23 protein-coding genes and 1 rRNA gene are annotated in these 24,476 nt (G+C 71.1%); 8 read left to right on the top strand and 16 right to left on the bottom strand.

Features of this window, described 5'->3' with window-relative positions; genetic code table 11:
* Positions 1-91, top strand: a 5S ribosomal RNA gene (rrf, locus tag AB0M18_RS32910); the annotation flags it as partial.
* 59 nt (positions 92-150) lie between these two features.
* Here the strand turns inward: rrf and AB0M18_RS32915 are convergent.
* Both AB0M18_RS32915 and AB0M18_RS32920 read right to left on the bottom strand, forming a co-directional pair.
* On the bottom strand, positions 151-849 hold the full coding sequence (locus AB0M18_RS32915; RefSeq protein WP_365764529.1) for a response regulator transcription factor: 699 nt from the start codon (positions 847-849) through the stop codon (positions 151-153).
* Positions 846-2,084, bottom strand: a complete 1,239-nt coding sequence (locus tag AB0M18_RS32920) for a histidine kinase (RefSeq protein WP_365764531.1) — start codon at positions 2,082-2,084, stop codon at positions 846-848. Before AB0M18_RS32920 ends, AB0M18_RS32915 begins: the two co-directional genes overlap by 4 nt.
* Before the next feature lie 94 nt (positions 2,085-2,178).
* Here AB0M18_RS32920 and AB0M18_RS32925 point away from each other — a divergent pair, with 94 nt between their 5' ends.
* Positions 2,179-2,742: a GNAT family N-acetyltransferase gene (locus AB0M18_RS32925; protein WP_365764533.1), complete on the top strand. Its 564-nt coding sequence runs from the start codon at positions 2,179-2,181 to the stop codon at positions 2,740-2,742.
* A 7-nt stretch (positions 2,743-2,749) separates the two neighbouring features.
* Here AB0M18_RS32925 and AB0M18_RS32930 read toward each other — a convergent pair whose 3' ends face one another.
* From AB0M18_RS32930 to AB0M18_RS32955, 6 genes are all read right to left on the bottom strand, one after another.
* Positions 2,750-4,267, bottom strand: a complete 1,518-nt coding sequence (locus AB0M18_RS32930; protein ID WP_365764535.1) for a type IV secretory system conjugative DNA transfer family protein — start codon at positions 4,265-4,267, stop codon at positions 2,750-2,752.
* 1 nt (position 4,268) lies between these two features.
* Positions 4,269-5,675 carry an ATP-binding protein gene (locus AB0M18_RS32935; protein ID WP_365764537.1) on the bottom strand — a complete coding sequence of 469 codons (1,407 nt, stop codon included), beginning with the start codon at positions 5,673-5,675 and terminating at the stop codon, positions 4,269-4,271.
* A 20-nt stretch (positions 5,676-5,695) separates the two neighbouring features.
* Positions 5,696-7,249 (bottom strand): SCO6880 family protein, encoded by a 1,554-nt coding sequence (locus AB0M18_RS32940; RefSeq protein WP_365764539.1) that lies wholly within the window; start codon positions 7,247-7,249, stop codon positions 5,696-5,698.
* Positions 7,246-8,586 carry a hypothetical protein gene (locus tag AB0M18_RS32945; protein WP_365764621.1) on the bottom strand — a complete coding sequence of 447 codons (1,341 nt, stop codon included), beginning with the start codon at positions 8,584-8,586 and terminating at the stop codon, positions 7,246-7,248. Before AB0M18_RS32945 ends, AB0M18_RS32940 begins: the two co-directional genes overlap by 4 nt.
* A 67-nt stretch (positions 8,587-8,653) precedes the next feature.
* Entirely contained in the window at positions 8,654-9,469 is an 816-nt protein-coding gene (locus AB0M18_RS32950; RefSeq protein ID WP_365764541.1) for a hypothetical protein, read from the bottom strand.
* Positions 9,470-9,587: 118 nt separating this feature from the next.
* Positions 9,588-9,896, bottom strand: a complete 309-nt coding sequence (locus AB0M18_RS32955; protein ID WP_046908545.1) for a hypothetical protein — start codon at positions 9,894-9,896, stop codon at positions 9,588-9,590.
* Between the two features lie 356 nt (positions 9,897-10,252).
* Here AB0M18_RS32955 and AB0M18_RS32960 point away from each other — a divergent pair, with 356 nt between their 5' ends.
* The 4 genes from AB0M18_RS32960 (at position 10,253) to AB0M18_RS32975 (ending at position 13,610) form a co-directional block, all read left to right on the top strand.
* Entirely contained in the window at positions 10,253-11,278 is a 1,026-nt protein-coding gene (locus AB0M18_RS32960) for a bifunctional lytic transglycosylase/C40 family peptidase (protein WP_365764543.1), read from the top strand.
* A 185-nt stretch (positions 11,279-11,463) separates the two neighbouring features.
* Positions 11,464-12,174, top strand: a complete 711-nt coding sequence (locus AB0M18_RS32965) for a phosphatase PAP2 family protein (RefSeq protein ID WP_365764545.1) — start codon at positions 11,464-11,466, stop codon at positions 12,172-12,174.
* Between the two features lie 334 nt (positions 12,175-12,508).
* On the top strand, positions 12,509-13,321 hold the full coding sequence (locus tag AB0M18_RS32970) for a hypothetical protein (protein WP_365764547.1): 813 nt from the start codon (positions 12,509-12,511) through the stop codon (positions 13,319-13,321).
* Positions 13,322-13,439: 118 nt separating this feature from the next.
* Positions 13,440-13,610 (top strand): hypothetical protein, encoded by a 171-nt coding sequence (locus AB0M18_RS32975; RefSeq protein ID WP_365764549.1) that lies wholly within the window; start codon positions 13,440-13,442, stop codon positions 13,608-13,610.
* 80 nt (positions 13,611-13,690) lie between these two features.
* Here AB0M18_RS32975 and AB0M18_RS32980 read toward each other — a convergent pair whose 3' ends face one another.
* A complete protein-coding gene (locus AB0M18_RS32980) occupies positions 13,691-14,044 on the bottom strand; it encodes a metal-sensitive transcriptional regulator (protein WP_365764551.1) in 354 nt (117 codons plus the stop codon).
* A 192-nt stretch (positions 14,045-14,236) separates the two neighbouring features.
* Between AB0M18_RS32980 and AB0M18_RS32985 the strand changes: the two genes are divergently transcribed.
* Both AB0M18_RS32985 and AB0M18_RS32990 read left to right on the top strand, forming a co-directional pair.
* The gene (locus AB0M18_RS32985) at positions 14,237-14,857 is read left to right on the top strand and encodes a DUF47 family protein (protein ID WP_265867459.1); all 621 of its coding nucleotides are present in this window, start codon (positions 14,237-14,239) and stop codon (positions 14,855-14,857) included.
* 6 nt (positions 14,858-14,863) lie between these two features.
* Positions 14,864-15,862 carry an inorganic phosphate transporter gene (locus AB0M18_RS32990; protein ID WP_365764553.1) on the top strand — a complete coding sequence of 333 codons (999 nt, stop codon included), beginning with the start codon at positions 14,864-14,866 and terminating at the stop codon, positions 15,860-15,862.
* Positions 15,863-16,091: 229 nt separating this feature from the next.
* On the opposite strand, the gene pstB is transcribed toward AB0M18_RS32990, so the two are convergent.
* The 7 genes from pstB to AB0M18_RS33025 all read right to left on the bottom strand — a co-directional run bounded on the left by pstB (position 16,092) and on the right by AB0M18_RS33025 (position 24,397).
* A complete protein-coding gene (gene pstB / locus AB0M18_RS32995; RefSeq protein ID WP_365764555.1) occupies positions 16,092-16,868 on the bottom strand; it encodes a phosphate ABC transporter ATP-binding protein PstB in 777 nt (258 codons plus the stop codon).
* 22 nt (positions 16,869-16,890) lie between these two features.
* Positions 16,891-17,961 carry a phosphate ABC transporter permease PstA gene (pstA, locus tag AB0M18_RS33000; protein WP_365764557.1) on the bottom strand — a complete coding sequence of 357 codons (1,071 nt, stop codon included), beginning with the start codon at positions 17,959-17,961 and terminating at the stop codon, positions 16,891-16,893.
* On the bottom strand, positions 17,958-18,938 hold the full coding sequence (pstC, locus tag AB0M18_RS33005) for a phosphate ABC transporter permease subunit PstC (protein WP_365764559.1): 981 nt from the start codon (positions 18,936-18,938) through the stop codon (positions 17,958-17,960). Before pstC ends, pstA begins: the two co-directional genes overlap by 4 nt.
* 145 nt (positions 18,939-19,083) lie before the next feature.
* Complete coding sequence (pstS, locus tag AB0M18_RS33010; RefSeq protein ID WP_365764561.1) at positions 19,084-20,220, bottom strand: phosphate ABC transporter substrate-binding protein PstS; 1,137 nt, start codon at positions 20,218-20,220, stop codon at positions 19,084-19,086.
* A gap of 292 nt (positions 20,221-20,512) precedes the next feature.
* Positions 20,513-20,911, bottom strand: a complete 399-nt coding sequence (locus AB0M18_RS33015) for an NUDIX hydrolase (protein ID WP_365764563.1) — start codon at positions 20,909-20,911, stop codon at positions 20,513-20,515.
* Positions 20,908-21,906: a CHAD domain-containing protein gene (locus AB0M18_RS33020; RefSeq protein ID WP_365764623.1), complete on the bottom strand. Its 999-nt coding sequence runs from the start codon at positions 21,904-21,906 to the stop codon at positions 20,908-20,910. The genes AB0M18_RS33015 and AB0M18_RS33020 overlap by 4 nt, the downstream gene beginning before the upstream one ends.
* A gap of 31 nt (positions 21,907-21,937) precedes the next feature.
* Complete coding sequence (locus tag AB0M18_RS33025; RefSeq protein ID WP_365764565.1) at positions 21,938-24,397, bottom strand: RNA degradosome polyphosphate kinase; 2,460 nt, start codon at positions 24,395-24,397, stop codon at positions 21,938-21,940.
* Positions 24,398-24,476 lie beyond the last annotated feature (79 nt).

Genomic DNA, 24,476 nt, shown 5'->3' on the forward strand with positions numbered 1-24,476 from the left:
GCCCGGTTACATTCCGAACCCGGAAGCTAAGCCTTTCAGCGCCGATGGTACTGCAGGGGGGACCCTGTGGGAGAGTAGGACGCCGCCGAACAATCATTGTGGGAAAGCCCCGCACCTCTGGTGCGGGGCTTTTCTGCGTTTAGAGAGGCCTCAGGACGCCGGCGCGACCAGGCCCGTGTCGTAGGCCAGGATCACCGCCTGGATGCGGTCGCGGGAGGAGGTCTTGGCGAGGACGCGGGTGATGTGGGTCTTCACCGTGGACTCGGCGAGGTGGAGGCGGGTGGCGATCTCCGTGTTCGTCCAGCCCTGGCCGACGACCGTGAGGATCTCCAACTCGCGTTCCGTCAGGGCGGCGAGGCGCGGGTCGGCCTGCGGCTGCTTCTGCGGCTTCGGCGCACGGGTCGCAGATGGCGCCGTGGGCGCGGGGAGATGGTGGATGTAGGCGTCGAGGAGACGGCGGGTGAGGCTGGGGGCCACCACCGCGTCGCCGCTCGCGACCGCGCGGATGCCGGCGAGGAGTTCCTCGGGCTGGGCGTCCTTGACCAGGAAGCCGCTCGCGCCGGCGCGCAGGCCCTCGTACGCGTACTCGTCGAGGTCGAAGGTGGTGACGATCAGGACCCGGGTGCGGGAGCCGGTGGCGGCGATGCGGCGGGTGGCCTCGATGCCGTCGAGGCCGGGCATGCGGATGTCCATCAGGACCACGTCCGGGTGGTGGCGGTCGGCCAGGCGGACGGCCTCCGTGCCGTTGCCGGCCTCGTCGACGACCGTCATGTCGTCCTGGCTCTCCAGCAGCATGCGGAAGCCGAAGCGCTGCATCGGCTGGTCGTCGGCGATCAGGACGGTGGTCACGAGGGGAAGTCCTCCCGGGGAAGTCGGAGCCGTACGTGCCAGCCGGCGCCACTGGGCAGGGGGCCGGAGTCGAGTGTGCCGTCGTAGAGGGCCGCGCGCTCGCGCATTCCCGCCAGGCCCTGCCCCCGGCCGCCCCGCGGTTCGGCGGTGGGGCCGCCGGTGTCGGTGACGAGGAGGACGGTCTCCTCCCGCTCGTACGCCAGCGACACCTCGGCCCTCGCGCCCTCGCCCGCGTGCTTCAGCGTGTTGGTCAGGGCCTCCTGGACCGCGCGATAGAGCGTCAGTTCGGCCCCGGGCGAGAGGGGATGGGCGAGGGAGGAAGGGGCGGGGAGGGTGGCCTCGACCGGGAGGCCTGCCCTCCGTACGCCCTCGATCAGGTCCGGTAGGTCCGCGAGGCCGGGCTGGGGGTTCCGTACCGCCGAGCCGGTCTCCTCCTCCCGCAGGACGCCCAGCAGACGCCGGAGTTCGGCGAGGGCCTGCCGGCTGGTGGTGCCGATGGCGTCGAGGGCCTGGGCCGCCCGCTCGGGGTTCTTGGCCGCCGCGTAGCGGCCGCCGTCGGCGAGGCCGGTGATGACGGACAGGTTGTGGCCGATGATGTCGTGCATCTCGCGGGCGATACGGGCGCGTTCGGCGGCCGCCGCCAGGCGGACCTCCTGCTCTCGTTCCTCGCGGCGGGAACGGACCGTGATGCCGAGGAGGGCGACGAGCAGGTAGCCCCAGACGGCGGGGATGACGTGCAGGTCCCAGGTCTCGGCCTGGAAGCGGAGCGCCCCGGTCAGCAGGGGTGCGAGGAGCAGGGCGGCGGCCCAGAGGAGGGCACGGGGCGGGCGGCGAAGCGCGATGTGGAAGAGGGGGAGGGCCTGGAGGTAGCCGGCCTGCAGGAAGGCACCGGAGGCCTCGCTGACGAGGACCGGGGCCGCCATGACGGCGAGGACGGCGAGGGGGGACCGGCGGCGCCAGTGGACGGGGAGGACGACGGCGGTGCTGACCGTGACCACCAGCCAGGTGGGGACGGACGGGTCTCGGGCGGTGTTGCGCCAGCCGCTGGAGGCGTCGACGAGCGCGGTGATCAGGAGGACGGCGGTCACCAGGGCGTCCCAGACCCAGGGGCGATGGGCGTCGAAGGCCTGCACCCGGGCGAGCAGTTGTCGTACGTAGCGGCTCGGTGCCGTCGTGCCTGTAGTGCCTGTCGTGCCGGGTGTCCCTGTCGTCCCTGTCGTCGTTTCCGTGGTCACCCGCCCATCCTCGTACGGTCCGGGGGCGAGGTCGTCGTACCCCGGTACGACAAATTCCCTTGTCAGGGTGGGTGCGGGCGGTGAGGATCGGGCCATGGACTATTCGATTCGCCCCGTCCGCGCCGACGAGTGGGAGAAGGTGCGCGAACTGCGGCTCACCGCCTTGCAGGACCCGGTCGCGCACCTCGCCTTCGTGGAGACGTACGAGTCCGCCGTCGCGCAGCCCGACTCCTTCTGGCAGGGGCGGACGGCGAACGGTTCCGAGGCCGGTGAGGGGCGGGTGCGGCAGTTCGTCGCGGAGGCGCCGGACGGGCGCTGGATCGGCTCGACCACGGTGCTCGTGGAGCGGCCCTCGGACACGGAGCCGCTGTTCGGGGAGCCGGCGAAGGTCGACCAGACGCAGCTGGTGGGTGTGTACGTGCGGCCCGAGGCGCGCGGCGGGGGCGTGATCGACGCCCTGTTCCGTACCGCCGTGGAGTGGTCCTGGACGCTGCCCGAGCCCGCGATCGAGCGGGTACGCCTGTACGTCCACGAGGACAACGCCCGGGCCGGCGCCTTCTACCGGCGCTTCGGCTTCGTGCCGACGGGCGAGCGGATACCGGCGCCCGGCGTCGCGCCCGGTGACGACCTCGAGTACGAGCTGCCCAGAAGTCGTTAGGGAGCGTTCAGGGGTACGGGAGGGGCTCGGGCCAGCGGGCGCGGGCCTGCTCCTGGGAGCGCATCAGGGCGAGGGTCGGCAGGCCGAGCTCCCGGCCGCCGGCGACGAGTTCGGGGAGGCGGGGGATCGGCGCGACGGCCGCGACGTCGTCGAGGACGAGCGTCAGTGGTGGGTCGAGCCGACCGTCGGATGACCGTGCGGCCATGCGGCGGCCGTGCTCGACCACGCTTGCGGCGAGCGCGGTCAGCAGGGGCATCGCGCCCGGGTGGGTGCGCGGGTCCTCGATCGGTTCACCCACCACGTAAAGGGTGCCCTGCTCGGCGACGAACGATGCGAGCGTGAGCGAATCCGTTCGATTCGCGGTGCAGGCCTGCCTGATGTGGATCGAGGAGAGCGAGGAGAGCGCCCGGGACGTCAGCTCCTGGGCGGTGGCGCGGCGTTCGGGGTGCGCGGTGAGCGCGGATTCGAGCAGTCCGGCGTGGCCGGCGGCGGCCTTGGGGTGGGTACGGAGGATCCGTACCGGCTCGTGGGCGTCGGTGCCCTGGGCCCAGCGGTGCACCAGCTTGAAGGGCCGGCCGTCTATGGCGGCGGCGTGCAGCCAGCAGCGCAGGAGCGTTTCGGCGGTGTCGGCCACGGCCGCGTCGAGCCGGGACTGCGGGCGCACGGGCGCGAGCAGCGCCGCCGCCCGGTCGCGGGCCTCCTGCGGGTCCTCGCATCCCTCGGCCGGGTTCCAGTGGAGCCGGGCGGGGGTGTCGCAGAGGTGGCCGGGGTCGTAGACCATGACCGGGCCGAGCTTGCCGCGGGCGTCCTTGGTGTCGGCCCAGAGCGTCGGGTCGGAGGTCACGACGAGCACGGCGCCCTCGGCGTCCCGTACCGCCTGCGCGGCGGTGGGGCGGCGGGTGGCGGCGGGGGCGTAGACGATCCGGGGTTCGGACGCGGGGGCCGGGACCGCCGGGGTGGCCGGGCCGGCTGGGACGGCGGATTCCGCGGGCTCCAGGGATTCCACGGGCTCCACGGGCTCCGCGGCCGTGAGCGTCTTCGTGGCCGCGTCCTCGACGGGGCGGCGCGGGGTCGGGGCCTTGGCGGCGGTCGGAGGTGCGACGGCCTCGGCCTGCTCCGTACGGGCGGCGCGCTCCGCGTACCTGCCTCTCCTCCCCGCCTTCCGGTTCGCTCGGACCGCGCGCCAGCGGGCGACCGTACCGAGGACGAAGACCGTGAGGACGACGAGCACCATGGCCTCGCCGATGACCAGGCCCCAGAACAGGCCGTAGCCGGAGAGGGAGCCGGCCGGGGTGTCCGGCCAGGCGGCGGCGAGGTCCGTCGGGGCGCCCATCAGGGAGCGCAGGGCGATCGGCGTACGGGTGAAGGTGACGCTCGGGGGCCAGGCGCCGTGGGAGAACAGGCCCGCCAGGCCGGTCGCCGTCCAGACCAGGACGGCGAGACCGAGCAGGAGGGCGAGCAGCCCTACGACGAATCCGTCGGGGATGCCGCCGCCCTGCCGCTGTGCCTCGTGCTCCCTCGTCACGTCATGCCACCGTCGACTGGGACGAGTCGTCCATCTGGGCGTTCATCTGCTGCTCGATGAGGATCGCCCGCTGTTCCGTCTCCCATTCCAGTTCGGGGTCCGTCGGGGAGGACTCGGTCATGGCGCGGTCGGTGTAGACGAGCGGGCGTTCCTTCTCGGTGATGAGGTGTTTGACGACCTGGACATTGCCGTTGACGTCCCACACCGCGATGCCGGGCGTGAGGGTCGGGATGATCTCGACGGCCCAGCGGGGCAGGCCGAGGACGCGGCCGGTGTTGCGTGCCTCGTCGGCCTTCTGCGCATAAATCGTGCGTGTGGACGCCATCTTGAGGATCGCCGCGGCCTCCTTGGCCGCCGCTCCGTCCACGACGTCGGACAGGTGGTGGACGACGGCGACGAAGGACAGACCAAGCCGGCGGCCGAACTTGAGCAGGCGCTGGAACAGCTGGGCCACGAACGGGCTGTTGATGATGTGCCAGGCCTCCTCGACCAGGAAGATGCGCTTCTTCCGGTCGGGGCGGATCCAGGTGTGTTCCAGCCACACGCCGACGATCGCCATGAGGATCGGCATGGCGATGGAGTTGCGGTCGATGTGGGAGAGGTCGAAGACGATGAGCGGGGCGTCGAGGTCGATGCCGACCGTCGTCGGGCCGTCGAACATGCCACGCAGGTCACCGTCGACCAGCCGGTCGAGCACCAGGGCCACGTCGAGGCCCCAGGCCCGTACGTCGTCTATGTCGACGTTCATGGCCTCGGCGGACTCCGCCTCCGGGTGGCGGAGTTGCTCGACGATGTCGGTGAGGATCGGCTGGCGGTCGGTGATGTGCTCGTTGACGTAGGCGTGGGCGACCTTGAGCGCGAAGCCGGAGCGCTCGTCGAGGCCGTGGCCCATCGCCACCTCGATGATGGTGCGGAGCAGCGCCAGCTGGCCGGTGGTGGTGATGGACGGGTCGAGCGGGTTGAGGCGGATGCCGTCGTCGTTGGCGACCATCGGGTCGAGCCGGATGGGAGTTATCCCCAGCTCCTGCGCGATGAGGTTCCATTCGCCGACGCCGTCCTCGCCCTGGGCGTCGAGGACGACGACCTGGCGGTCGCGGAAGCGGAGCTGGCGCAGCACGTAGGTCTTCTCGAGCGCCGACTTGCCGTTGCCGGACTCGCCGAGGACCAGCCAGTGGGGGGCCGGGAGCTGCTGCCCGTACAGCTGGAAGGGGTCGTAGATGTACCCCTTGCCGCTGTAGACCTCGCGGCCGATGATCACGCCGGAGTCGCCGAGGCCGGGGGCCGCGGTCGGCAGGTAGACGGCCTGGGCCTGGCCCGTGGAGGTGCGCACGGGCAGGCGGGTCGTCTCGACCTTGCCGAAGAGGAAGGAGGTGAAGGCTTCGGTGAGGACGGACAGCGGATCTCGCATCGGTCTGTGCCCCTTCGGCCCTAGCGGCGGATGCCGGTCGCGAACGGCAAGGTGTTCACAAAGGCCCGGTGGTGCTCGCGGTCGCACCACTCCAGCTTCAGGTACGACTTTCCGGCGGAGGCCCTGATCGTGCGCTTGTCCCGGGCCAGGGCCTCGGGCGAGCGCGACGACACTGTGATGTACCCGACGAGGTTGACCCCGGCGGCGCCGCTGGCGAGATCTTCACCCCGCTGGTCGAGCCGGCCGTGGGCGGCGATGTCGCGCGGGTCGACGGTGCGGTTCATCTTGGCGGCGCGGCTGGCGTCGGCCTCGTCGTTGGTCTTCTCGGTGAGCATGCGCTCGATGGCGACCTCGGTGGGTTCGAGGTCCATGGTGACGGCCACGGTGCGGATGACGTCGGGGGTGTGGACGAGGAGCGGGGCGAGGAAGTTCACGCCGACCGGGGTCATCGGCCACTCCTTGATCCAGGCGGTGGCGTGACACCAGGGGGCGCGGGTGGCGGACTCGCGGGTCTTGGCCTGGAGGTACGTCGGTTCCATCGCGTCGAGTTCGGCCGGCCAGGCGTTGCGCTTCGACATGGCCTGGATGTGGTCGATGGGGTGGTCCGGGTCGTACATGGAGTGGACGAGGGAGGCGAGCCGGGACTGCCCGAGGGGCTGCCGTACGCGAATATCCGCTTCCGCCAGGCGGGCGCAGATGTCGGTGAGCTCGCGGGCCATGACGACGGCGAGGCCGGCGTCGCGGTCGAGCTTGCGGGCGCCGGAGGCGTGGCGGGCGGCGCGGGCCATGGCGTTGGCCTCGGCGGCGAGTTCGCGGGTGTAGTGCATGCACGCGACGAGGTAGGCGCGGTGCTGCTCGCTGGAGGTCGACACCATGGACTGGAGCTGGTCGTACGACTCCTGGAGCCAGGCCGGGGCCTGGTGGTCGCCGCGCTGGGCGACGTCCTTGGCGTGGGCGTCGGGGTCGGCGGGGAGGGTGCGGGCGAGCATCTGGAGGCGGGTGACGAAGCCGTCCCCGTTGGCGACGTGCTTGAGGAGGGTGCCGAAGCGGTCGACGAGGGCTTCCTGGTCCTCGGAGTCGCGCAGGCCGACGCCGGGGCCCTCGATCTCGATGGCGGCGGTGACGGTGCGGCGGTCGGCGTGCAGGAGGACCGCGATCTCGTCGGGGCCGAAGGGGGCGGAGAGCCAGGTGACGCCGCCGATGCCGGGGGGCGGGCCGATCTCGACCTCGCGGCCGTCGAGGCGGGTGCCGGCCTCGACGGCCGAGGAGCGGTAGGCGGTGCCGCGCTTGAGCATGCGCTTGTAGCTGCGGTTGATCTCGAACCACTTGTAGAAGGTGCGCTGCTTGTACGGGACGTAGACGGCGGCGAGCGCGAGCATCGGCAGGCCCGCGAGCAGGGCGATGCGCAGGGCGAGGACCTGGACGATCAGTCCGCTCATCATGCCGAGGAACGCGCCGGCGATGATGAGCGCGATCTCGCCGGTCTCGCGGTTCTTGCCGACGATCGCGTTCGGCCGGGCGCGGCCGATGAGATACGTGCGGCGGGGCGAGACCGGCTGGGACTGGGTCGTCAACGCCCTGCACCTCCTGCTCCTGTGTTCTTGCCGATGGTGCCGCCACTGCCGCTGCGGCTGGTGTGCGGGGTGCCTGCGGTGGGGCTGCTGTTACGGGGCGCGGGCGCGGCGCCCGCCCCGCCGCGGCTGTCTCCGGAGCGGCTGCTGTGGGCGGCGACGCCGCCGGAGAGGGGGTTGGCGGGGCGGGGGGTGCCGCCGGAGCCGCCCTGGGCGCCGCCTCCGCCGTCGCCGCGGGTGCTGTGGGTCTTGATGCCCTGGGAGACGAGGGAGGCGGGGGAGGAGATGACGGCGGCCGCGGTGTTCTCGCCGGCGCGGTGCAGGCGGTTGTTGCGGGAGGCGATGATCTCGTCGCCGAAGCCGGGCACGAAGCGGTAGATCATCGCGGAGGCGAAGATCGCGAGCAGGATGATCGCGAGGCCGGAGACGACGGCGGAGAAGGCGTCGGGCCCGGTGCCAGAGGAGAGCGCCCCGGCGAGGCCGAGGACGATGACGATGACCGGCTTGACCAGGATCACCGCGATCATGATGCCCGCCCAGCGGCGGACGTGGCCCCACATGTTCTTGTCGACGAGCCCGGAGTAGACGACGACGCCGAGCAGGGCGCCGACGTAGAGCAGCACGGCGCGCAGCACGAGCTCCAGGTAGAGCACGCCGGCGGCGAGCACGGTGACGAGCGACACGATGATCAGCATGATCGGCCCGCCGCCGATGCTGTCGCCCTTCTCCAGGGCCTGCTTGAAGCTGCCGAAGAAGACGTCGGTCTGCTGGCCGGTGCCGGAGGCGATGACGTCGGTGATGGCGTCGGTGGCGTTCACGACGGTGTAGAGGATCAGCGGCGTGAAGGCGGACGCGAGGACGGTCAGCCAGAGGAAACCGACGGCCTCGGAGATGGCGGTGGTGAGCGGGACGCCGCGGATGGCGCGCTTGGCGACGGCGAGCAGCCAGAGGAGGAGGGTGAGGAAGGTGGCGGCGGCGAAGACGATGGCGTAGCGGCCGAGGAACTCCATGTTGGTGAAGTCGACCGTCGCGGTCGACTTCACGGCGGAGGAGAGGGTGTCGACGACCCAGGCGGCGGCCTTGGCGCAGCCGTCGGCGAGGGAGGCGAGGGGGTCGGGGGTGGTGGTGGGGTCGGTGAGGGCGGGGGTGGAGCCGCCGGTCTTCTGACCGTTCTCGCAGTATTCGCGGGCCTGGCCCACGATCAGGTCGCAGGGGTTGTTGCTCGCGCTCGGCGACGGGGTGCCGGGCGACGGCGTGCCACCGGGGGGCGGCGTGCCGCCGGGGGTGGGCGTGGGCGCCGCGTAGGCGCGCGAGGCGAGCAGCACGAGCGTGGCGGGCAGAGCCGCCACGCCTGCCGTCAGGGCACGCAGTGGGCTGGGGAGTCGGGTACGGAGCGGGGCGCGTCGGCTAGCGGGCATAGGTGAAGCCTCCGTAACCCTCGACGGCCTTGGCGATGTCGTCCGCGACCGAGGCGCGGTTGTCGCCGTTGACGGGGGTCGGGCCCTCGGCCTGCTCCGAGCTGACGACCTTCCAGTCGCCGCCGACCCACTTCAGCTTCTCGGTGATGGTGAACCAGGTGGACGTGACCGGCTTGGTGGAGCCCTCACCGGCGAGGCCGACCAGACCTGTGCACCACACCTCCGCCGTGGCGGTGTCGCCCGTGTAGTCCTTCACCTTGGTGCCGACGGGGATGGTCCGGGACACGAAGGTCAGGCCGTTCGGGGCGGTGCCGTCGGGCTGCAGGCCCACGTTGGCCAGGAAGCCGGCCGAGTAGGAGTCGTTCAGACTCCTGACGAGGGTGTCGGCGACGGCCGGGTCGTGGATGGCGCGGACGAGGGCCTCGCGCGGACCGGGCTGGAACATGTCCACCGATCCCAGCGCCACCGCGTAATTCGCCGCCGCGCTCTGCGCCCCCTGCTCGTCGTGCGCGAAGCCCGTCGGGATCTGGCCGTTCTTGCCCGTGACGGGGCGGACGCCCGTCGCGGAGGTCGGGGCGGTGGACTGGGTGGGGGCGTTCGGGCCGGGGCCGCCGGACCGGCCGGCGGAGTCGGGGGAGGCGCCGTCGCCGCGGTTGGCGAGGGCGATCGCCGCGACCAGGAGGACCACCACGCCGACCACCGCGACGAGGGAGCGGGAGCTCCGGGCGGGGGGCCGGGTGGTGCCGGGCGCGGATTCGGGGAGGCGGGTACGGGTCTGGCCGTCGTGCTCGTCGCCGAAGCTCATGCCGGGTACGCCCCCTCGGCCCTTCGCGGGTACGACGACGGGAGCCGTGCTGGTTTCCGCGCGGGCGCGGCGTGGTGACTGGACATCAGGGAACGCGACCTCGGTGGTGAGAAACGGGTTAGACGGCCATCCCGTACACGATGGTGAAGAGCGTCCCCAGGGAGCCGATGATGAAGACTCCGGTCAGGCCGGCCACGATCAGGCCCTTGCCCTGTTCGGCGCTGAAGGTGTCGCGCAGGGCGGTTGCCCCGATACGCTGCTTGGCCGCGCCCCAGATGGCGATGCCGAGACAGAGCAGAATGGCCACGGCCATCACGACCTCGATCATCACCTTGGCTTCGGCGCCGAGGCTCCCGAAAGGCCCCCAGTTCGGGGCGATTCCACCGATGATGGTGGTGATGTCGCCCTTCTCGGCCGCCAGGTACATGTAACTCACCGCCCCTGTTGGGTAGTTCGTCGCCCCTGCCCGATGGCATGGGTCGTCGACCTATCTTCGCTGATGAAACCGCTCGCGTGTGACGGCTTGACGGCTCTCTTTACCCGATCCCCGCACACTTGACCGATCCGACCGTCTTGACCTGCGGTGGTGTGGCCGGTTTCCATGCGAAGACGCGTATGGTCACTCTGTGTATCACGGAGAGTGACTCCGGGCAATGATTGTCGTTGTGGCACCTTTGGGGCGGCGTCTTTCCGTTCCGTCCGGTTCGTCCACGCCCCGTCGGACGGCTGCCCGCCTAGACTGGACGACCGGGCGTACTGGCAGGGACCGAGGGGTGGTTGACGGTGCGTAAGGCGCGCGGGGCCTGGCTCGTGGCGGGTGGGGCGGTCGGGGTCTGCCTCAGCTTCGTCGCGCTGCTCGTCGTCGGGACGTACTCCGCGGCGGCCGGGATCCTCGGCGGTGCCAACGGGAAGGGTGGGGCCGTCGCGCTGGCGAAGGGCGCCGTGCCGGCGGCGTATCAGGGGCTGGTGCAGCAGTGGGGGAACCTGTGCCCCGCGATCAACCCCGCGCTGCTCGCCGCGCAGCTCTACCAGGAGAGCGGCTGGAACCCGACCATCGTCTCGCCCGCGGACGCCCGCGGCATCGCGCAGTTCATCCCCGGCACCTGGGCCACCCACGGCATCGACGGGGACGGCGACGGGGACCGGGACGTGTGGGACCCGAAGGACGCGATTCCGTCGGCCGCCTCGTACGACTGCGAGCTGGCCGGATACGTGAAGGACGTGCCCGGCGACCCGACGAACAACATGCTGGCCGCGTACAACGCCGGGGCCTACCGCGTGATCCGGTCCGGCGGGGTGCCCCGGATCAGCGAGACGCAGAACTACGTGCGGATCATCCGCTCCCTGGAGAAGAGCTTCGCCCGGCCCGTCGGCCGGGTCGACCCGTCCAGGCAGGCCGCCGGGGCGATCTACTACGCGCAGCAGAAGCTCGGCACGCCGTATCTGTGGGGCGGTACGGGCACGGCCGCGCAGAACGGGCGGTTCGACTGCTCGGGGCTCACCCAGGCGGCGTACGAGTCGGTGGGGATCACGCTGCCGCGCGTCGCCAACGACCAGTACAACGCCGGGCCGCACCCCGGCCGGGACGAACTGCTCCCCGGCGACCTGGTCTTCTTCTCCGACGATCTGACGAACTCGCGGGCCATCCGGCACGTCGGCATCTACGTCGGCGGCGGGTACATGATCGACGCGCCGCGCACCGGCGCGGTGATCCGCTTCGACCGGATCGACACCCCGGACTACTTCGGGGCGACCCGCGTCACCGAGGACGGCGCCGCGGCGCTGCCCACCCACCTGCCGCAGCAGTGAGGCACGGCCGGGGACTCTCCGTGAGGCTCCGGCCCTGAGCTGCGACGGCCCGTCACCTTTCGATAACGTCGTAGTGATCTTGGGCGGAGAGCGGAACGCTGCCCTCGGGCGGATCGTTTTCCGATCCGACCACTCTGACCACGGGGGTTGGACACCACCAACACGGAAGCAAGGGGCCGCAGCAGATGGCTGGACTCGCATCGGACGGTTCGAACCCCGATGTCAGCCTGCTCTACGACATCAACGGGCTGGCGAAGGCCGCCCCGCCGTGGTTCGACCGCGTCATGGAGTTCATCGGCGAGTACGGCATCGTGCTCGGCCTCGTCCTCGTGGTGCTCGGCTGCTGGTGGAGCGTGCGCAGGCGGGCCGCGACCGGTGACTCCGTCGCCGGCGTCGCCGGACTGGTGTGGGCGCCGCTGGCGGCCGGCATCGCGCTGCTCGTCAACATCCCGATCCGGGGCTTCGTCGAACGGCCCCGGCCGTTCAAGGACCACCAGGGCCTGGAGGTCCTCGTCCCCGGGAAGACGGACTTCTCGTTCGTCAGCGACCACGCCACCCTGACGATGGCCGTCGCCGTCGGCGTCTTCATCGCCCACCGGCGCTTCGGACTGCTCGCCATCGGCCTCGCCCTCGCCGAGGCCTTCTGCCGGGTCTACATGGGCGTCCACTATCCCACCGACGTGGTCGGCGGCCTCGCCCTCGGCACCGCCGTCGCCCTGCTCCTCGCGCCGCTCGCGCTCGCCCTGCTGACGCCGCTGCTCTCCGCCGTCGCCCGCTCCCCGCGGGGCGCCCGCCTGGTCCGTTCCCGCCGCACCGCCGAACGCCTCGCCGTCGCCGAGACGCCCGTCATCCCCGAGCCCCGCCTCGACGCGGGCCAGAGCGACCTCGCCGCCTGAGCCCGGCGCCCGGCCCCGAACGAACACCCCCGCCACTCGGCGGGGGTGTCGTGTGTTTCAGGGCCTCTTTCAGGGCCTCGTGCTTCAGGCTCCCGTCGACGCCCGGTGCTCCGCCGCGTCCGTACGCGCCCGGTCCCGGGATCTGCGTGCCGGGCCGCGCCAGCCGCAGGAGCAGCGGGCGAAGGCGAACGAACCGTGTTCCGTGGTCTCCGTGTGATGCGGCGCCTGCTCATGCACGTCAACACCGTACTGCGCGTGACGGGGCGTCCGGACCGTCGTTATCCGATGGGCGGGATCCGGACAGCGGCGGCAGGTTGTTGGGGGTTGGCAGGCGATGGTGGTGCGGAAGGGACACACGGGCGGGGCGTGGGCCGTCGCCGCGGCGCTGCTGGTCGGCGGCTGCGCGTCGGCCGGTGACGACGACGCCGCCCCGGGCGGGGACGACCCGACGGGGACCGTGCGCGCGGCGGCCGAGGGGCTGACCCGGGCCGGGTCCTCGCGGGCGAGCACGTCGATGGAGATGGCCTCCGGCGGCACCCGGGTCACCATCCGCGGCGAGGGCAGCTACGACTTCCGGCGCCGCACCGGCGCCCTCCAGGTGGTGCTGCCCAAGGACGCCGCCGGGGAGAGCGCGCACCGGCCCATCACCGAGCTGCTCGCGCCGGGCGCGCTGTACATGAAGAACCGGGGCGCGGGCGTCCCCGCCGACAAGTGGGTGCGGGTCGACACCACGACCCTCGACGACGGGAACCTCGTCACCGGCGGAGCCACCGACCCGGCCGCCGCGGCCGAGCTGCTGCGCGGCGCGCGCGGCGTGACGTACGTGGGGGAGACCGAGCTCGCCGGCGTGAAGGTGCGGCACTACAAGGGGACGGCGGACATCGGCGAGGCCGCGCGGCTCGCCTCGCCCCAGGTGCGCGGGGCGCTCGCCGCGGCGGCGAAAGGGTTCACCACGGACACGGTGCCCTTCGACGCGTATCTGGACGAGGAGGGCCGGCTGCGCAAGGTGCGCCACCGCTTCAGCTTCAGCAACCAGGGCCGTACGGTCGCGGTCGCGTCGACCACTCTCCTGTACGGGTTCGGGGCGCGGGTCTCGGTCGAGCTGCCGGCGCGGAAGGACATCTACGCCGGGAAGATCAAGGCCTGACCGCCCGCCCCGGGGTCGGGGCGCGGGCCATGGGCAAATGGTCCAGTCGTGTCATGTGCGGTCCGTAGGGCCCTCCCTACGCTGGGAGACCGACGCCGGCAGGAAGAGGTGAAGGCACATGGCTCCGCCGCCCGGTACAGCGACCGTCGCGCTCGGGGACCCCGAGTGCGTGGCCCTGGCCGAAATCGAACTGTGCGGTGAGCTGATCATCGCGGCCTCCGCCGTCGACGAGGAGCGGCTGAGCGCCGACCGCATCGACGAGGTCCTCCGGGTCGGCGGCCTGCCCTAGGCCGTGTCCCGGCCCCGTGTCCTACGGATCCTGCCGGGCTCCCGACGCCCGGCACCGCGCCGTCGGACCCCGCTGACCCCTCAGGTGCGCAGCATCCGCGCGATGGCCTTCGTGGCCTCCTCGACCTTCGACTCGATCTCGTCGCCGCCCTTGGTGGCCGCGTCGGCGACGCAGTGCCGCAGGTGCTCCTCGAGGAGCTGGAGCGCGAAGGACTGCAGGGCCTTCGTGGAGGCGGAGACCTGGGTGAGGATGTCGATGCAGTAGACGTCCTCGTCGACCATCCGCTGGAGCCCGCGGATCTGCCCCTCGATACGGCGCAGCCGCTTCAGGTGCTCGTCCTTCTGCTTGTGGTAGCCGTGCACCCCGTGGTCGTGGTCCGTCGCCGGCTGCGTGGTCTCGGGGGTGACCTCGGCCGCCGCCTCGGTGGTCGTCATCGCGTCCTCCCGTTGTCCATAAAGGGTGTCTATACCCCTCGTGGGTATATGGTACCGATCCCCGCGAATCGGGGCGGGGGCCCGTGCAGATCACTGTGCCTGATGGGCGACACTGAAGGGACGCCGGTTAGCCGTGGCCGGATGATGCGCCTAGCATCAGCCTGACCGATTCCAGCACCCCGAGGACCCCACGTGCGATTTCGTCTGACCCCCAGGGAGACGAGCTTCTATGACATGTTCGCCGCGTCCGCGGACAACATCGTCACGGGCGCCAAGCTCCTGATGGAACTGCTCGGAGCGGACTCCTCCGCCCGGGCCGAGATCGCGGAACGGATGCGGGCAGCGGAGCACGCCGGCGACGACGCGACCCACGCCATCTTCCACCAGCTGAACTCCTCCTTCATCACGCCGTTCGACCGCGAGGACATCTACTCCCTCGCCTCGTCCCTCGACGACATCATGGACTTCATGGAGGAGGCCGTCGACCTGGTCGTCCTCTACAACATCGAGGAACTGCCCAAGGGCGTCGAGCAGCAGATCGAGGTACTGGCCCGGGCGGCGGAGCTGACCGCCGAGGCGATGCCGAACCTGCGGACCATGGCCAACCTCACCGAGTACTGGATCGAGGTCAACCGGCTCGAGAACCAGGCCGACCAGATCCACCGCAAGCTGCTCGCCCATCTCTTCAACGGCAAGTACGACGCCATCGAGGTGCTGAAGCTCAAGCAGGTCGTGGATGTGCTGGAAGAGGCGGCCGACGCCTTCGAGCACGTGGCCAACACGGTGGAGACCATCGCGGTCAAGGAGTCCTGAGGCTTCGTGGACACCTTCGCTCTGATCGTGACCATCGGTGTCGCGCTCGGCTTCACGTATACGAACGGATTCCACGACTCGGCGAACGCCATCGCCACCTCGGTGTCGACCCGCGCGCTGACCCCGCGGGCGGCGCTCGCGATGGCCGCGGTCATGAACCTCGCCGGTGCCTTCCTCGGCAGCGGCGTCGCCAAGACGGTGAGTGAGGGTCTGATCGAGACCCCACAGGGCGACAAGGGGATGGGCATCCTCTTCGCCGCGCTCGTCGGCGCGATCCTCTGGAACCTCGTCACCTGGTACTTCGGTCTTCCCTCGTCCTCCTCGCACGCGCTGTTCGGCGGCATGGTGGGCGCGGCGCTCGCGGGCGGCACGGAGGTCATCTGGTCGGGCGTGCTCGACAAGGTCGTCATCCCGATGTTCGTCTCCCCGGTGGTCGGCCTCGTGGTCGGCTACCTCGTCATGTGCGCGATCCTGTGGATGTTCCGCAAGACCAACCCGCACAAGGCCAAGCGCGGCTTCCGTATCGCGCAGACCGTCTCGGCGGCCGGCATGGCCCTCGGCCACGGTCTGCAGGACGCGCAGAAGACGATGGGCATCGTGGTGATGGCCCTGGTCATCGCCGATGTGCAGGAGTCGGGCGACGCGATCCCGGTGTGGGTGAAGATCGTCTGTGCCGTGATGCTCTCGCTCGGTACGTACGCGGGCGGCTGGCGGATCATGCGGACCCTCGGCCGCAAGATCATCGAGCTGGACCCGCCGCAGGGCTTCGCGGCCGAGACCACCGGCGCCTCGATCATGTTCGGCTCGGCGTTCCTCTTCCACGCGCCGATCTCCACGACCCATGTCATCACCTCGGCGATCATGGGCGTGGGCGCGACCAAGCGGGTCAACGCGGTCCGCTGGGGCGTCGCCAAGAACATCATCCTGGGCTGGTTCATTACGATGCCGGCCGCGGCGATCGTTGCCGCGCTGAGCTACTACGTGGTGGCGCTGTTCTTCGGCTGAGGGGCGGTGCCACCCGGCCTTGCTGGGGGTCCGGGGGTTATCCCCCGGGGGATGCGGTATTACGATGCCGGCCGCGGCGATCGTGGCCGCGCTGAGCTACTACGTGGTGGCGCTGTTCTTCGGCTAGAGCAGCCGGCCAGGCAAATGGTTGGGCCCGGCTCCCCTGTGGGGGAGCCGGGCCCTCTCGTTGTCGTACGGCGGCACCGCCATGCAGCGCCGTACGACGTGTTTATCCGAAGCGGCCGGAGATGTAGTCCTCGGTCGCCTGGACGCTCGGGTTGGAGAAGATGCGCTCGGTGTCGTCCAGCTCGATCAGCTTGCCGGGCTGGCCGACCGCCGCCAGGTTGAAGAAGGCGGTGCGGTCCGAGACGCGGGCGGCCTGCTGCATGTTGTGCGTCACGATGACGATCGTGAAGCGCTCCTTCAGTTCGCCGATGAGGTCCTCGATCGCCAGCGTCGAGATCGGGTCGAGGGCCGAGCAGGGCTCGTCCATCAGCAGGACGTCCGGCTCGACCGCGATGGCGCGGGCGATGCACAGGCGCTGCTGCTGACCGCCGGAGAGGCCGGAGCCCGGCTTGTTCAGGCGGTCCTTGACCTCGTTCCAGAGGTTGGCGCCCTTGAGGGAGCGCTCGACGATGTCGTTGAGCTGGGACTTCTTGTACGAGCCGTTGAGGCGCAGACCCGCCGCCACGTTGTCGAAGATCGACATGGTGGGGAAGGGGTTCGGGCGCTGGAAGACCATGCCGACGGTGCGGCGCACCGCGACCGGGTCGACCCCGGAGCCGTACAGGTTCTCGTCGTCCAGCATCACCTTGCCCTCGACGCGGCCGCCGGGGGTGACCTCGTGCATGCGGTTCAGGGTGCGCAGGAAGGTGGACTTGCCGCAGCCGGACGGGCCGATGAAGGCGGTCACGGAGCGGGGCTCGACGGTCATGGAGATGTCGTCGATCGCCTTGTGGTTGCCGTAGTAGGCGGAGAGGCCGCTGACGTCGATTCGCTTGGCCATAACTAATTCACTTCCGTTCGGCTCAGCGGCCGGTCTTCGGGGCCTTCCAGCGGGCGATGCCGCGGGCCACCAGGTTGAGGATCATGACGAAGGCGATCAGGACGAGCGCTGCGGCCCAGGCGCGGGCCACGGCGGCGTCGGTGCCGACCGCGTACTGCTCGTACACGTAGAGCGGCAGGGAGGACTGGGCGCCTTCGAAGGGGTTCGGGTTGATGAGCTTCGTACCGAACACGAGGAGGAGTACGGGGGCCGTCTCACCGGTGATGCGGGCGACCGCGAGCATGACGCCCGTGGTGATGCCGCCGATCGCGGTGGGCAGGACCACCTTCAGGATCGTGCGCCACTTGGGGATGCCGAGGGCGAGGGAGGCCTCGCGCAGCTCGTTGGGGACGAGCTTGAGCATCTCCTCGGTGGAGCGGACCACGACCGGCATCATCAGGATCGCGAGGGCCATCGCGCCGGCGAAACCGGAGGGGCCGAAGCCCAGGATCAGGTTCCAGGTGGCGAGGACGAAGAGGCCCGCGACGATCGACGGGATGCCCGTCATGACGTCGACGAAGAAGGTGACGGCGGAGGCGAGCTTCCCGCCGCCGTACTCGACGAGGTAGACCGCGGTCAGGAGGCCGATCGGGGCGGCGATCAGGGTCGCGATGCCGACCTGTTCGATCGTGCCGAGCAGTGCGTGGTAGACACCGCCGCCGGCCTCGGCGTCGAGGACGCCGTTCATGGAGTGGCTCAGGAAGTACGGGTCGAGGACCTCGATGCCCTTGCTGATCGTGACCCAGGCGAGGGAGAGCAGCGGGACGACGGCGAGGACGAAGCAGACCCAGACGAGGCTGGTCGCGACCCGGTCCTTGGCCTGGCGGGCGCCCTCGACCTTGGTGGTGATGGCGTACGTGGCGAGGACGAAGACCAGCGCGGAGACCAGGCCCCACTGGACCTTGCTGTGCCAGCCGGCGGCGAGGCCGATGCCGACACCGGCGGCGATCGAGCCGACGGCGATCGCGGCGGGGGTCCAGCGCGGGAGGTGGGCGTGGGAGAGCGGGCGGCGCGGGCTCACGGCCACCGGACGGTCCTGTATGGCGTGGCTCATGCGTTCGCCCCCGAGTACTCCTTGCGGCGCGCGATGATCATGCGGGCGGCGCCGTTGACCAGCAGGGTGATGACGAAGAGGACGAGACCGGAGGCGATCAGGGCGTCGCGGCCGAACTCGTTGGCCTCGTTGAACTTCGCGGCGATGTTCTGCGCGAAGGTGCCGCCGCCCGGGTCGAGCAGGTGGCCCGACAGCAGGAAGCTGGGCGAGAGGACGACGGCGACGGCCATCGTCTCGCCGAGGGCGCGGCCGAGGCCGAGCATCGAGGCGGAGATGATGCCGGAGCGGCCGAAGGGCAGCACCGACATGCGGATGACCTCCCAGCGGGTGGCGCCGAGGGCCAGCGCGGCCTCCTCGTGCATCCGCGGGACCTGGAGGAAGACCTCGCGGGTCACGTTGGTGATGATCGGGAGGATCATGATCGCCAGCAGGATGCCGACGGTGAACATGTTGCGGGCGACGCCGTCGCTGGACTTGTCGAAGATGTACGTCCAGCCGAGGTACTGGTCGAGCCACTGGTTCAGGCCGCCCAGGTAGGGCACGAGGAAGATCGCGCCCCAGAGGCCGTAGATGATGCTGGGCACGGCGGCGAGCAGGTCGACCACGTACGCGAGCGGCTTGGCCAGCTTGCGCGGGGCGTAGTGCGAGATGAACAGCGCGATGCCGATCGCGACGGGCACGGCGATGAGCATCGCGATGATCGAGGAGACGATCGTGCCGAAGGCGAGGACGGCGATGCCGAAGACCGGCGGGTTGCCCGCCGGGTTCCACTCGAAGGTGGTGAAGAAGTTCGTGCTGTCGTCCGAGATCGCGAGGACGGCACGGTAGGTGAGGAAGATCGCGATCGCGGCCATGATCACGAGCAGCGTGATGCCGGAACCGCGGGACAGACCGCTGAAGACGCGGTCCCCGGGGCGGGTCGCGCTCCTGGTCTCGGCGGAGCGTGGCCTTTGTATGTCTGGTGTCGTGGAAGCCATCTGGGTTTCTCCGGTCTGCGGGGGCCGGTACGGGCGGCGCGCGCGTGGTGCTGCGGCGTACGTACGGTCCGGTCCCCTGGCGGCGGTGCACCGGATGCCGGGGACGGCCCCCCTACGGGAGGAGAGGGGCCGTCCCCGGTCGGGGTCAGGACAGGGTGGGGACGATCTCGCGGACCTTGGTCGCGATCTCGGCCGGGAGCGGGGCGTAGCCGGCGGCGGGCAGGACCTTCTGGCCCTCCTCGCTGACGGTGTAGTTGAGGAACGCCTTCAGGGTCGCGAGGGTCTCGGCCTTGTTGCCCTTGTCGCAGGCGATCTCGTAGGTGACCAGGGTGAGCGGGTAGGCGCCCTCGGCCTTGGTGGCGTAGTCGAGGGACAGCGCCAGGTCGCTGCCGGTGCCCTTGATCTTCGCGGCGCCGATGGCCTTGGAGGCGTTCTCGGCGGTGGCGGCGACCGGGGCGGAGGCGCCGGTGTTGATGCTGACCGTGGAGATCTTGTTGGCGGTCGCGTAGGAGAGCTCGAAGTAGCCGATGGAGCCCTCGGCGTCCTTGACCGCGGTGGCGACACCGGAGGAGCCGTTGGCGGCCTGGCCACCCTGGGCCGGCCACGACTTGGTCTTCGGGTCGTACTTCCAGTCGGCCGCGGCGGTGGCGGACAGGTACTTGCCCAGGTTCTGGGTGGTGCCCGACTCGTCGGAGCGGTGGAAGGCCTGGATGGTGGAGTCGGGAAGCTTGGCGCCCGGGTTCAGCTTGGCGATCGCCGCGTCGTTCCACTTGGTGATCTTGTTGTCGAAGATCTTGGCCAGGGTGGGGGCGTCGAGGACCAGGTTGTCCACGCCGTCCAGCTTGTAACCGATGGCGATCGGGCCGCCGACCATCGGGAGGTTGATGCCCTTGCCGCCCTTGCAGATCTTCGCGGACTCGGCGACCTCCTCCTCCTTCAGGGCGGAGTCGGAACCGGCCATGGCGACCTGGCCCTGGTTGAACTTGGTGATGCCACCGCCGGAACCGATCGGCTGGTAGTTGATCTCGACGCCGGAGCAGGCGGCCTGGAAGTTCTTCACCCACAGGTCCATGGCGTTCTTCTGCGCGCTGGAACCGGCGGCGAGCAGCTGGCCCTTCGCACCGTCGCACTTGATGTTCGACGCGGCGGCCGAGGTCTTGCCGCCGTCCTTGGTGGGCTCGTTGTTGTTGTCCGAACCACACGCCGAGAGGACGAGCGCGCCGGAGACGACGAGGGCACCGATCGCGGAGGCGCGAAGCCCGTTCTTACGCGAAAGCTTCACTTTCGGCTGTTCCTTCCAGAAGTCGCCTGCCGCGGACCTTGCTGTCCTGAACGTTGTACGGCGGCGCGTGTCGGGGTGGTCGGTGCATCACTGGGTTCCGCACCGTGTACGACCGAAATTAGGCAGAACAGGTGAAGCGGTCGACCGAGGAGAGTGAACGGGAGGTGAACCATGCCGTAAGCCCGGGTGCGGTGTCGTTCAGGTAACGGAGGGGTCACCTTCCGGGCTCGCGGAGGGGGCGGCGCGGGCCGGTGCAAGGGCTGGTGAAGGCCGGGGGCGGGCCCCGTACGGGCTAGCGGACGGTCGTCGCGAGGAGGGCGTCCAGGAGCTCGCGGTCCCGGGGCTGGGTGAGCCGGGCGCGGGCCGCGGCCGGCGGCAGCCAGAGCAGGGCGTCGACCTCACGGCCGGGCGTGAAGGCGCCGCCGAGGGCGCGGGCCGCCCAGTAGTGGACCTCCTTGGGCCGGCCCTGCGCCAGGTACTGCACGGAGGGCAGCCGGGCGCCCAGCTCGCAGGACTGGCCGGTCTCCTCCTCGACCTCGCGCAGCGCGCAGGCCGCGAGGGTCTCGTCGCGCTTGAGCTTGCCCTTCGGGTGCGACCAGTCGTCGTACTTCGGCCGGTGGACGAGCGCGATCTCGATGCCCTCGCCCTTCGGAGCGGGGCGCCACAGGACGCAGCCCGCCGCCAGGATCACGGGACCGCCGCCGTGGCGCGGGTCCAGGCGCGCTGGAAGGCGAAGCGGGCGGCCTCGACCTCGTGGCGCTGGTCGGCGTGGAGGACCCCGAGGGCGTACGCGGTGGCCGGGGCGATCCGCGGGGTGCGGGCGGCGGCGGCCGCGGCGGCGGCGGCCTCGGCGGCGTCCCTGTGCCGGTCCAGGGCGCGGGCCGCCTCGTAGAGCACCGGGTCGGGTTCGGTGCCGCGCAGCACCTCGCCGGCGTAGCGGTGCAGCCGCAGCAGGCTGCGGGTCTGGTGCCAGGGGGTGTCCTGGGCCTCGCCGGCCGCCAGCGCGAGGGCCTCCGCGTTGTACGGGTGGGCGGCACGGGCCAGCGGCAGGGCGCCGACCGCGTCGAGCAGCCGGTGCTCGACGACGATCGCGGGCGCTTCGAGCACCTCGTCGGCGCGGGCGGAGCCGGCCGGGCCGAAGGGCACCTCGGAGGCGAGCAGGGCGACGGCGTCGGCGACGGCGTGGAAACGGGAGGAGCCGAGGGCCTGGAGCGCGGCGGAGTGGGCGCGGGTCCGGGCGAGGGTGAGCTGCCGTTCGAGCAGGGCGCCGGCCCGGGCGGCGCCGACGGTCAGGCCGCGGGCGGCGCTGTCCGCGGCGCGCGGCGCGGGCACGGGCCCGTTGTTCGACAGCCGGGACAGCGCCTCCACCAGGCGGACGAGCCGGGCGGTGCAGGCGTGCTCCAGGGCGAGGGTGCCGGAGAGCCAGGCCAGCTCGGCGCGGAGCTGGTCGGCCCAGCCGGCGTCGAGCAGCGGCCGGAAGGTGTGGAGGGTGCCGCTGATCCGGCGGGCCGCCGCCCGCAGGGTGCGGGCGGCCTCCTCGGCGCCGGCCGAGTCGGCGCCGCTCTCGGTGTGCAGCCGCAGGCCGCGGAGGAAGTCCGCGGCCCGCCCGTGCAGATAGGGGGCGAGCACCTCGCCCGCGGAGACCTCGCCCGCGAAGACCTCGGGCGGGGCCGCGGACCCGGACACGGCGGTGTCCCGGGCGATCGCCGAGGTGATGTCAGGGTTGTGCACGCCGGCGCCTCCGCGCGTCGATGAGCATCTCCTGGACGTGCCGGAGCGGCTGGCCCTCGGGGTCGGTCGCGTGCCGCGTCCAGTTCCCGTCGGCGCCCAGGTGCCAGGAGGAGGTGGTGTCGGACATCCCGGTCTCCAGGAGCCGGGTGAGGGCGGCCCGGTGGGCGGGGTCGGTGACCCGGACCAGGGCCTCGATACGGCGGTCGAGGTTGCGGTGCATCATGTCGGCGCTGCCGATCCACACCTCGGGCTCGCCGCCGTTGCCGAAGGCGAAGACCCGGGAGTGCTCCAGGAAACGGCCGAGGATCGAACGGACCCGGATGTTCTCGGACAGGCCCTGGACGCCGGGGCGCACGGCGCAGATGCCGCGGACCCAGACGTCGACCGGCACACCGGCCTGGGAGGCGCGGTAGCAGGCGTCGATGACGGCCTCGTCGACCATCGAGTTGACCTTGATCTTCACGTACGCGGGCCGGCCGGCCCGGTGGTGGGCGACCTCCTTGTTGATCCGCGAGACCAGTCCGTCGCGGAGCGACTTGGGCGCGGTCAGCAGGCGCCGGTAGGTCTCGCGGCGGGAGTAGCCGGAGAGCCGGTTGAAGAGGTCGGAGAGGTCCGCGCCGACCTGCGGGTCGGCGGTGAGCAGCCCGAGGTCCTCGTAGAGGCGGGCGGTCTTGGGGTGGTAGTTGCCGGTGCCGACGTGGCTGTAGCGGCGCAGCGTCTCGCCCTCCTGGCGTACCACCAGGGAGAGCTTGCAGTGCGTCTTCAGGCCGACCAGGCCGTAGACGACGTGGCAGCCGGCCTCCTCCAGCTTGCGCGCCCACTTGATGTTGGCCTGCTCGTCGAAGCGGGCCTTGATCTCGACCAGGACGAGGACCTGCTTGCCGGACTCGGCGGCGTCGATGAGGGCGTCCACTATCGGCGAGTCGCCGGAGGTCCGGTACAGCGTCTGCTTGATCGCGAGGACGTCCGGGTCGGCCGCCGCCTGCTCCAGGAAGGCCTGGACGGAGGTGGAGAAGGAGTCGTACGGGTGGTGGAGCAGCACGTCGCGCTCGCGCACCGCCGCGAAGATGTCGGGCGCGGACGCCGACTCGACCTCGGCGAGGTCGCGGTGGGTGCCGGCGACGAACTTCGGGTACTTCAGCTCGGGCCGGTCGAGCGAGGCGATGCCGAAGAGGCCGGTGAGGTCGAGCGGGCCGGGCAGCGGATAGACCTCGGCGTCGGAGATCTTCAGCTCGCGGACCAGCAGGTCGAGCACGTACGGGTCGATGGACTCCTCGACCTCCAGGCGCACCGGCGGGCCGAAGCGGCGCCGCATGAGCTCCTTCTCAAGGGCCTGGAGCAGGTTCTCGGCGTCGTCCTCCTCGACCTCCAGGTCCTCGTTCCGGGTCACCCGGAACATGTGGTGGGCGAGCACCTCCATGCCCGGGAACAGCTCCTCCAGGTGCGCGGCGATGACGTCCTCAAGCGGGACGTAGCGCTCGGGGGAGGCCTCCAGGAAGCGGGAGAGCAGCGGCGGCACCTTGACGCGGGCGAAGTGGCGGTGCCCGCTGACCGGGTTGCGCACGACGACGGCGAGATTGAGGGAGAGTCCGGAGATGTACGGGAAGGGGTGCGCCGGGTCCACGGCCAGCGGGGTGAGGACCGGGAAGATCTGCTGGCGGAAGAGCGTGAAGAGGCGCGCCTGCTCCTTCTCGGTGAGCTCGGGCCAGCGGATCAGGTGGATGCCCTCGTCGGCGAGGGCCGGGGCGACGTCCTGCTGGTAGCAGGCGGCGTGCCGGGCCATGAGCTCGCGCGAGCGGGTCCAGATGAGGTCGAGCACCTCGCGGGGCTGCAGGCCGGAGGCGGAGCGGGTGGCGACGCCGGTGGCGATGCGGCGCTTGAGGCCGGCGACCCGGACCATGAAGAACTCGTCGAGGTTCGACGCGAAGATCGCGAGGAAGTTCGCCCGCTCCAGGAGCGGCGTGCTCGGGTCCTCGGCGAGCTCCAGGACGCGCTCGTTGAACGCGAGCCAGCTGCGCTCCCGGTCGAGGAACCGCCCCTGCGGCAGCTCGCCGCCGGCGCCGTCCTCCTCGTACGCGTCGAGGTCGGTGTCCAGTTCGGGTTCGAGATCGCTCACGGCGGCGCCGTTCACGGCGTGCGGCCGGTGTGCGGCTATGGAACCGAGGGAGGGCTGGACGTCGGGCTTCGCCGCCTTGTCGGGCGTCGTGGCGGGCGTCTTGGTCGACGCCTTCGCAGGCGTCTTCGCGGACGTCTTCGCGGGCGTCTTGGTCGACGTCTTCGAGGACGTCTTGGCGGACGACTGGACCGGGACCTCGGCGGGCTGCTGGCTCATGGCCCCATTCTTCCGCGCGAAGGGCTGGTCGGGCGCGTCGGAGCGGGCCGTGGGGGAGGGGAGTCTCCCTTTGGGAAGTCTGCCCCTCGGATGGGCGGGCACGGAGCGCTTCATTGCGTGAGCGTCGCAAGCGCGTCTGAATGGTTGGTAACGAGGACGTGACGTGAGGGAATCGGGGGCGGGGCCGGGTCGG

Source organism: Streptomyces sp. NPDC051909, from assembly GCF_040681095.1.
GTDB lineage: Bacteria > Actinomycetota > Actinomycetes > Streptomycetales > Streptomycetaceae > Streptomyces.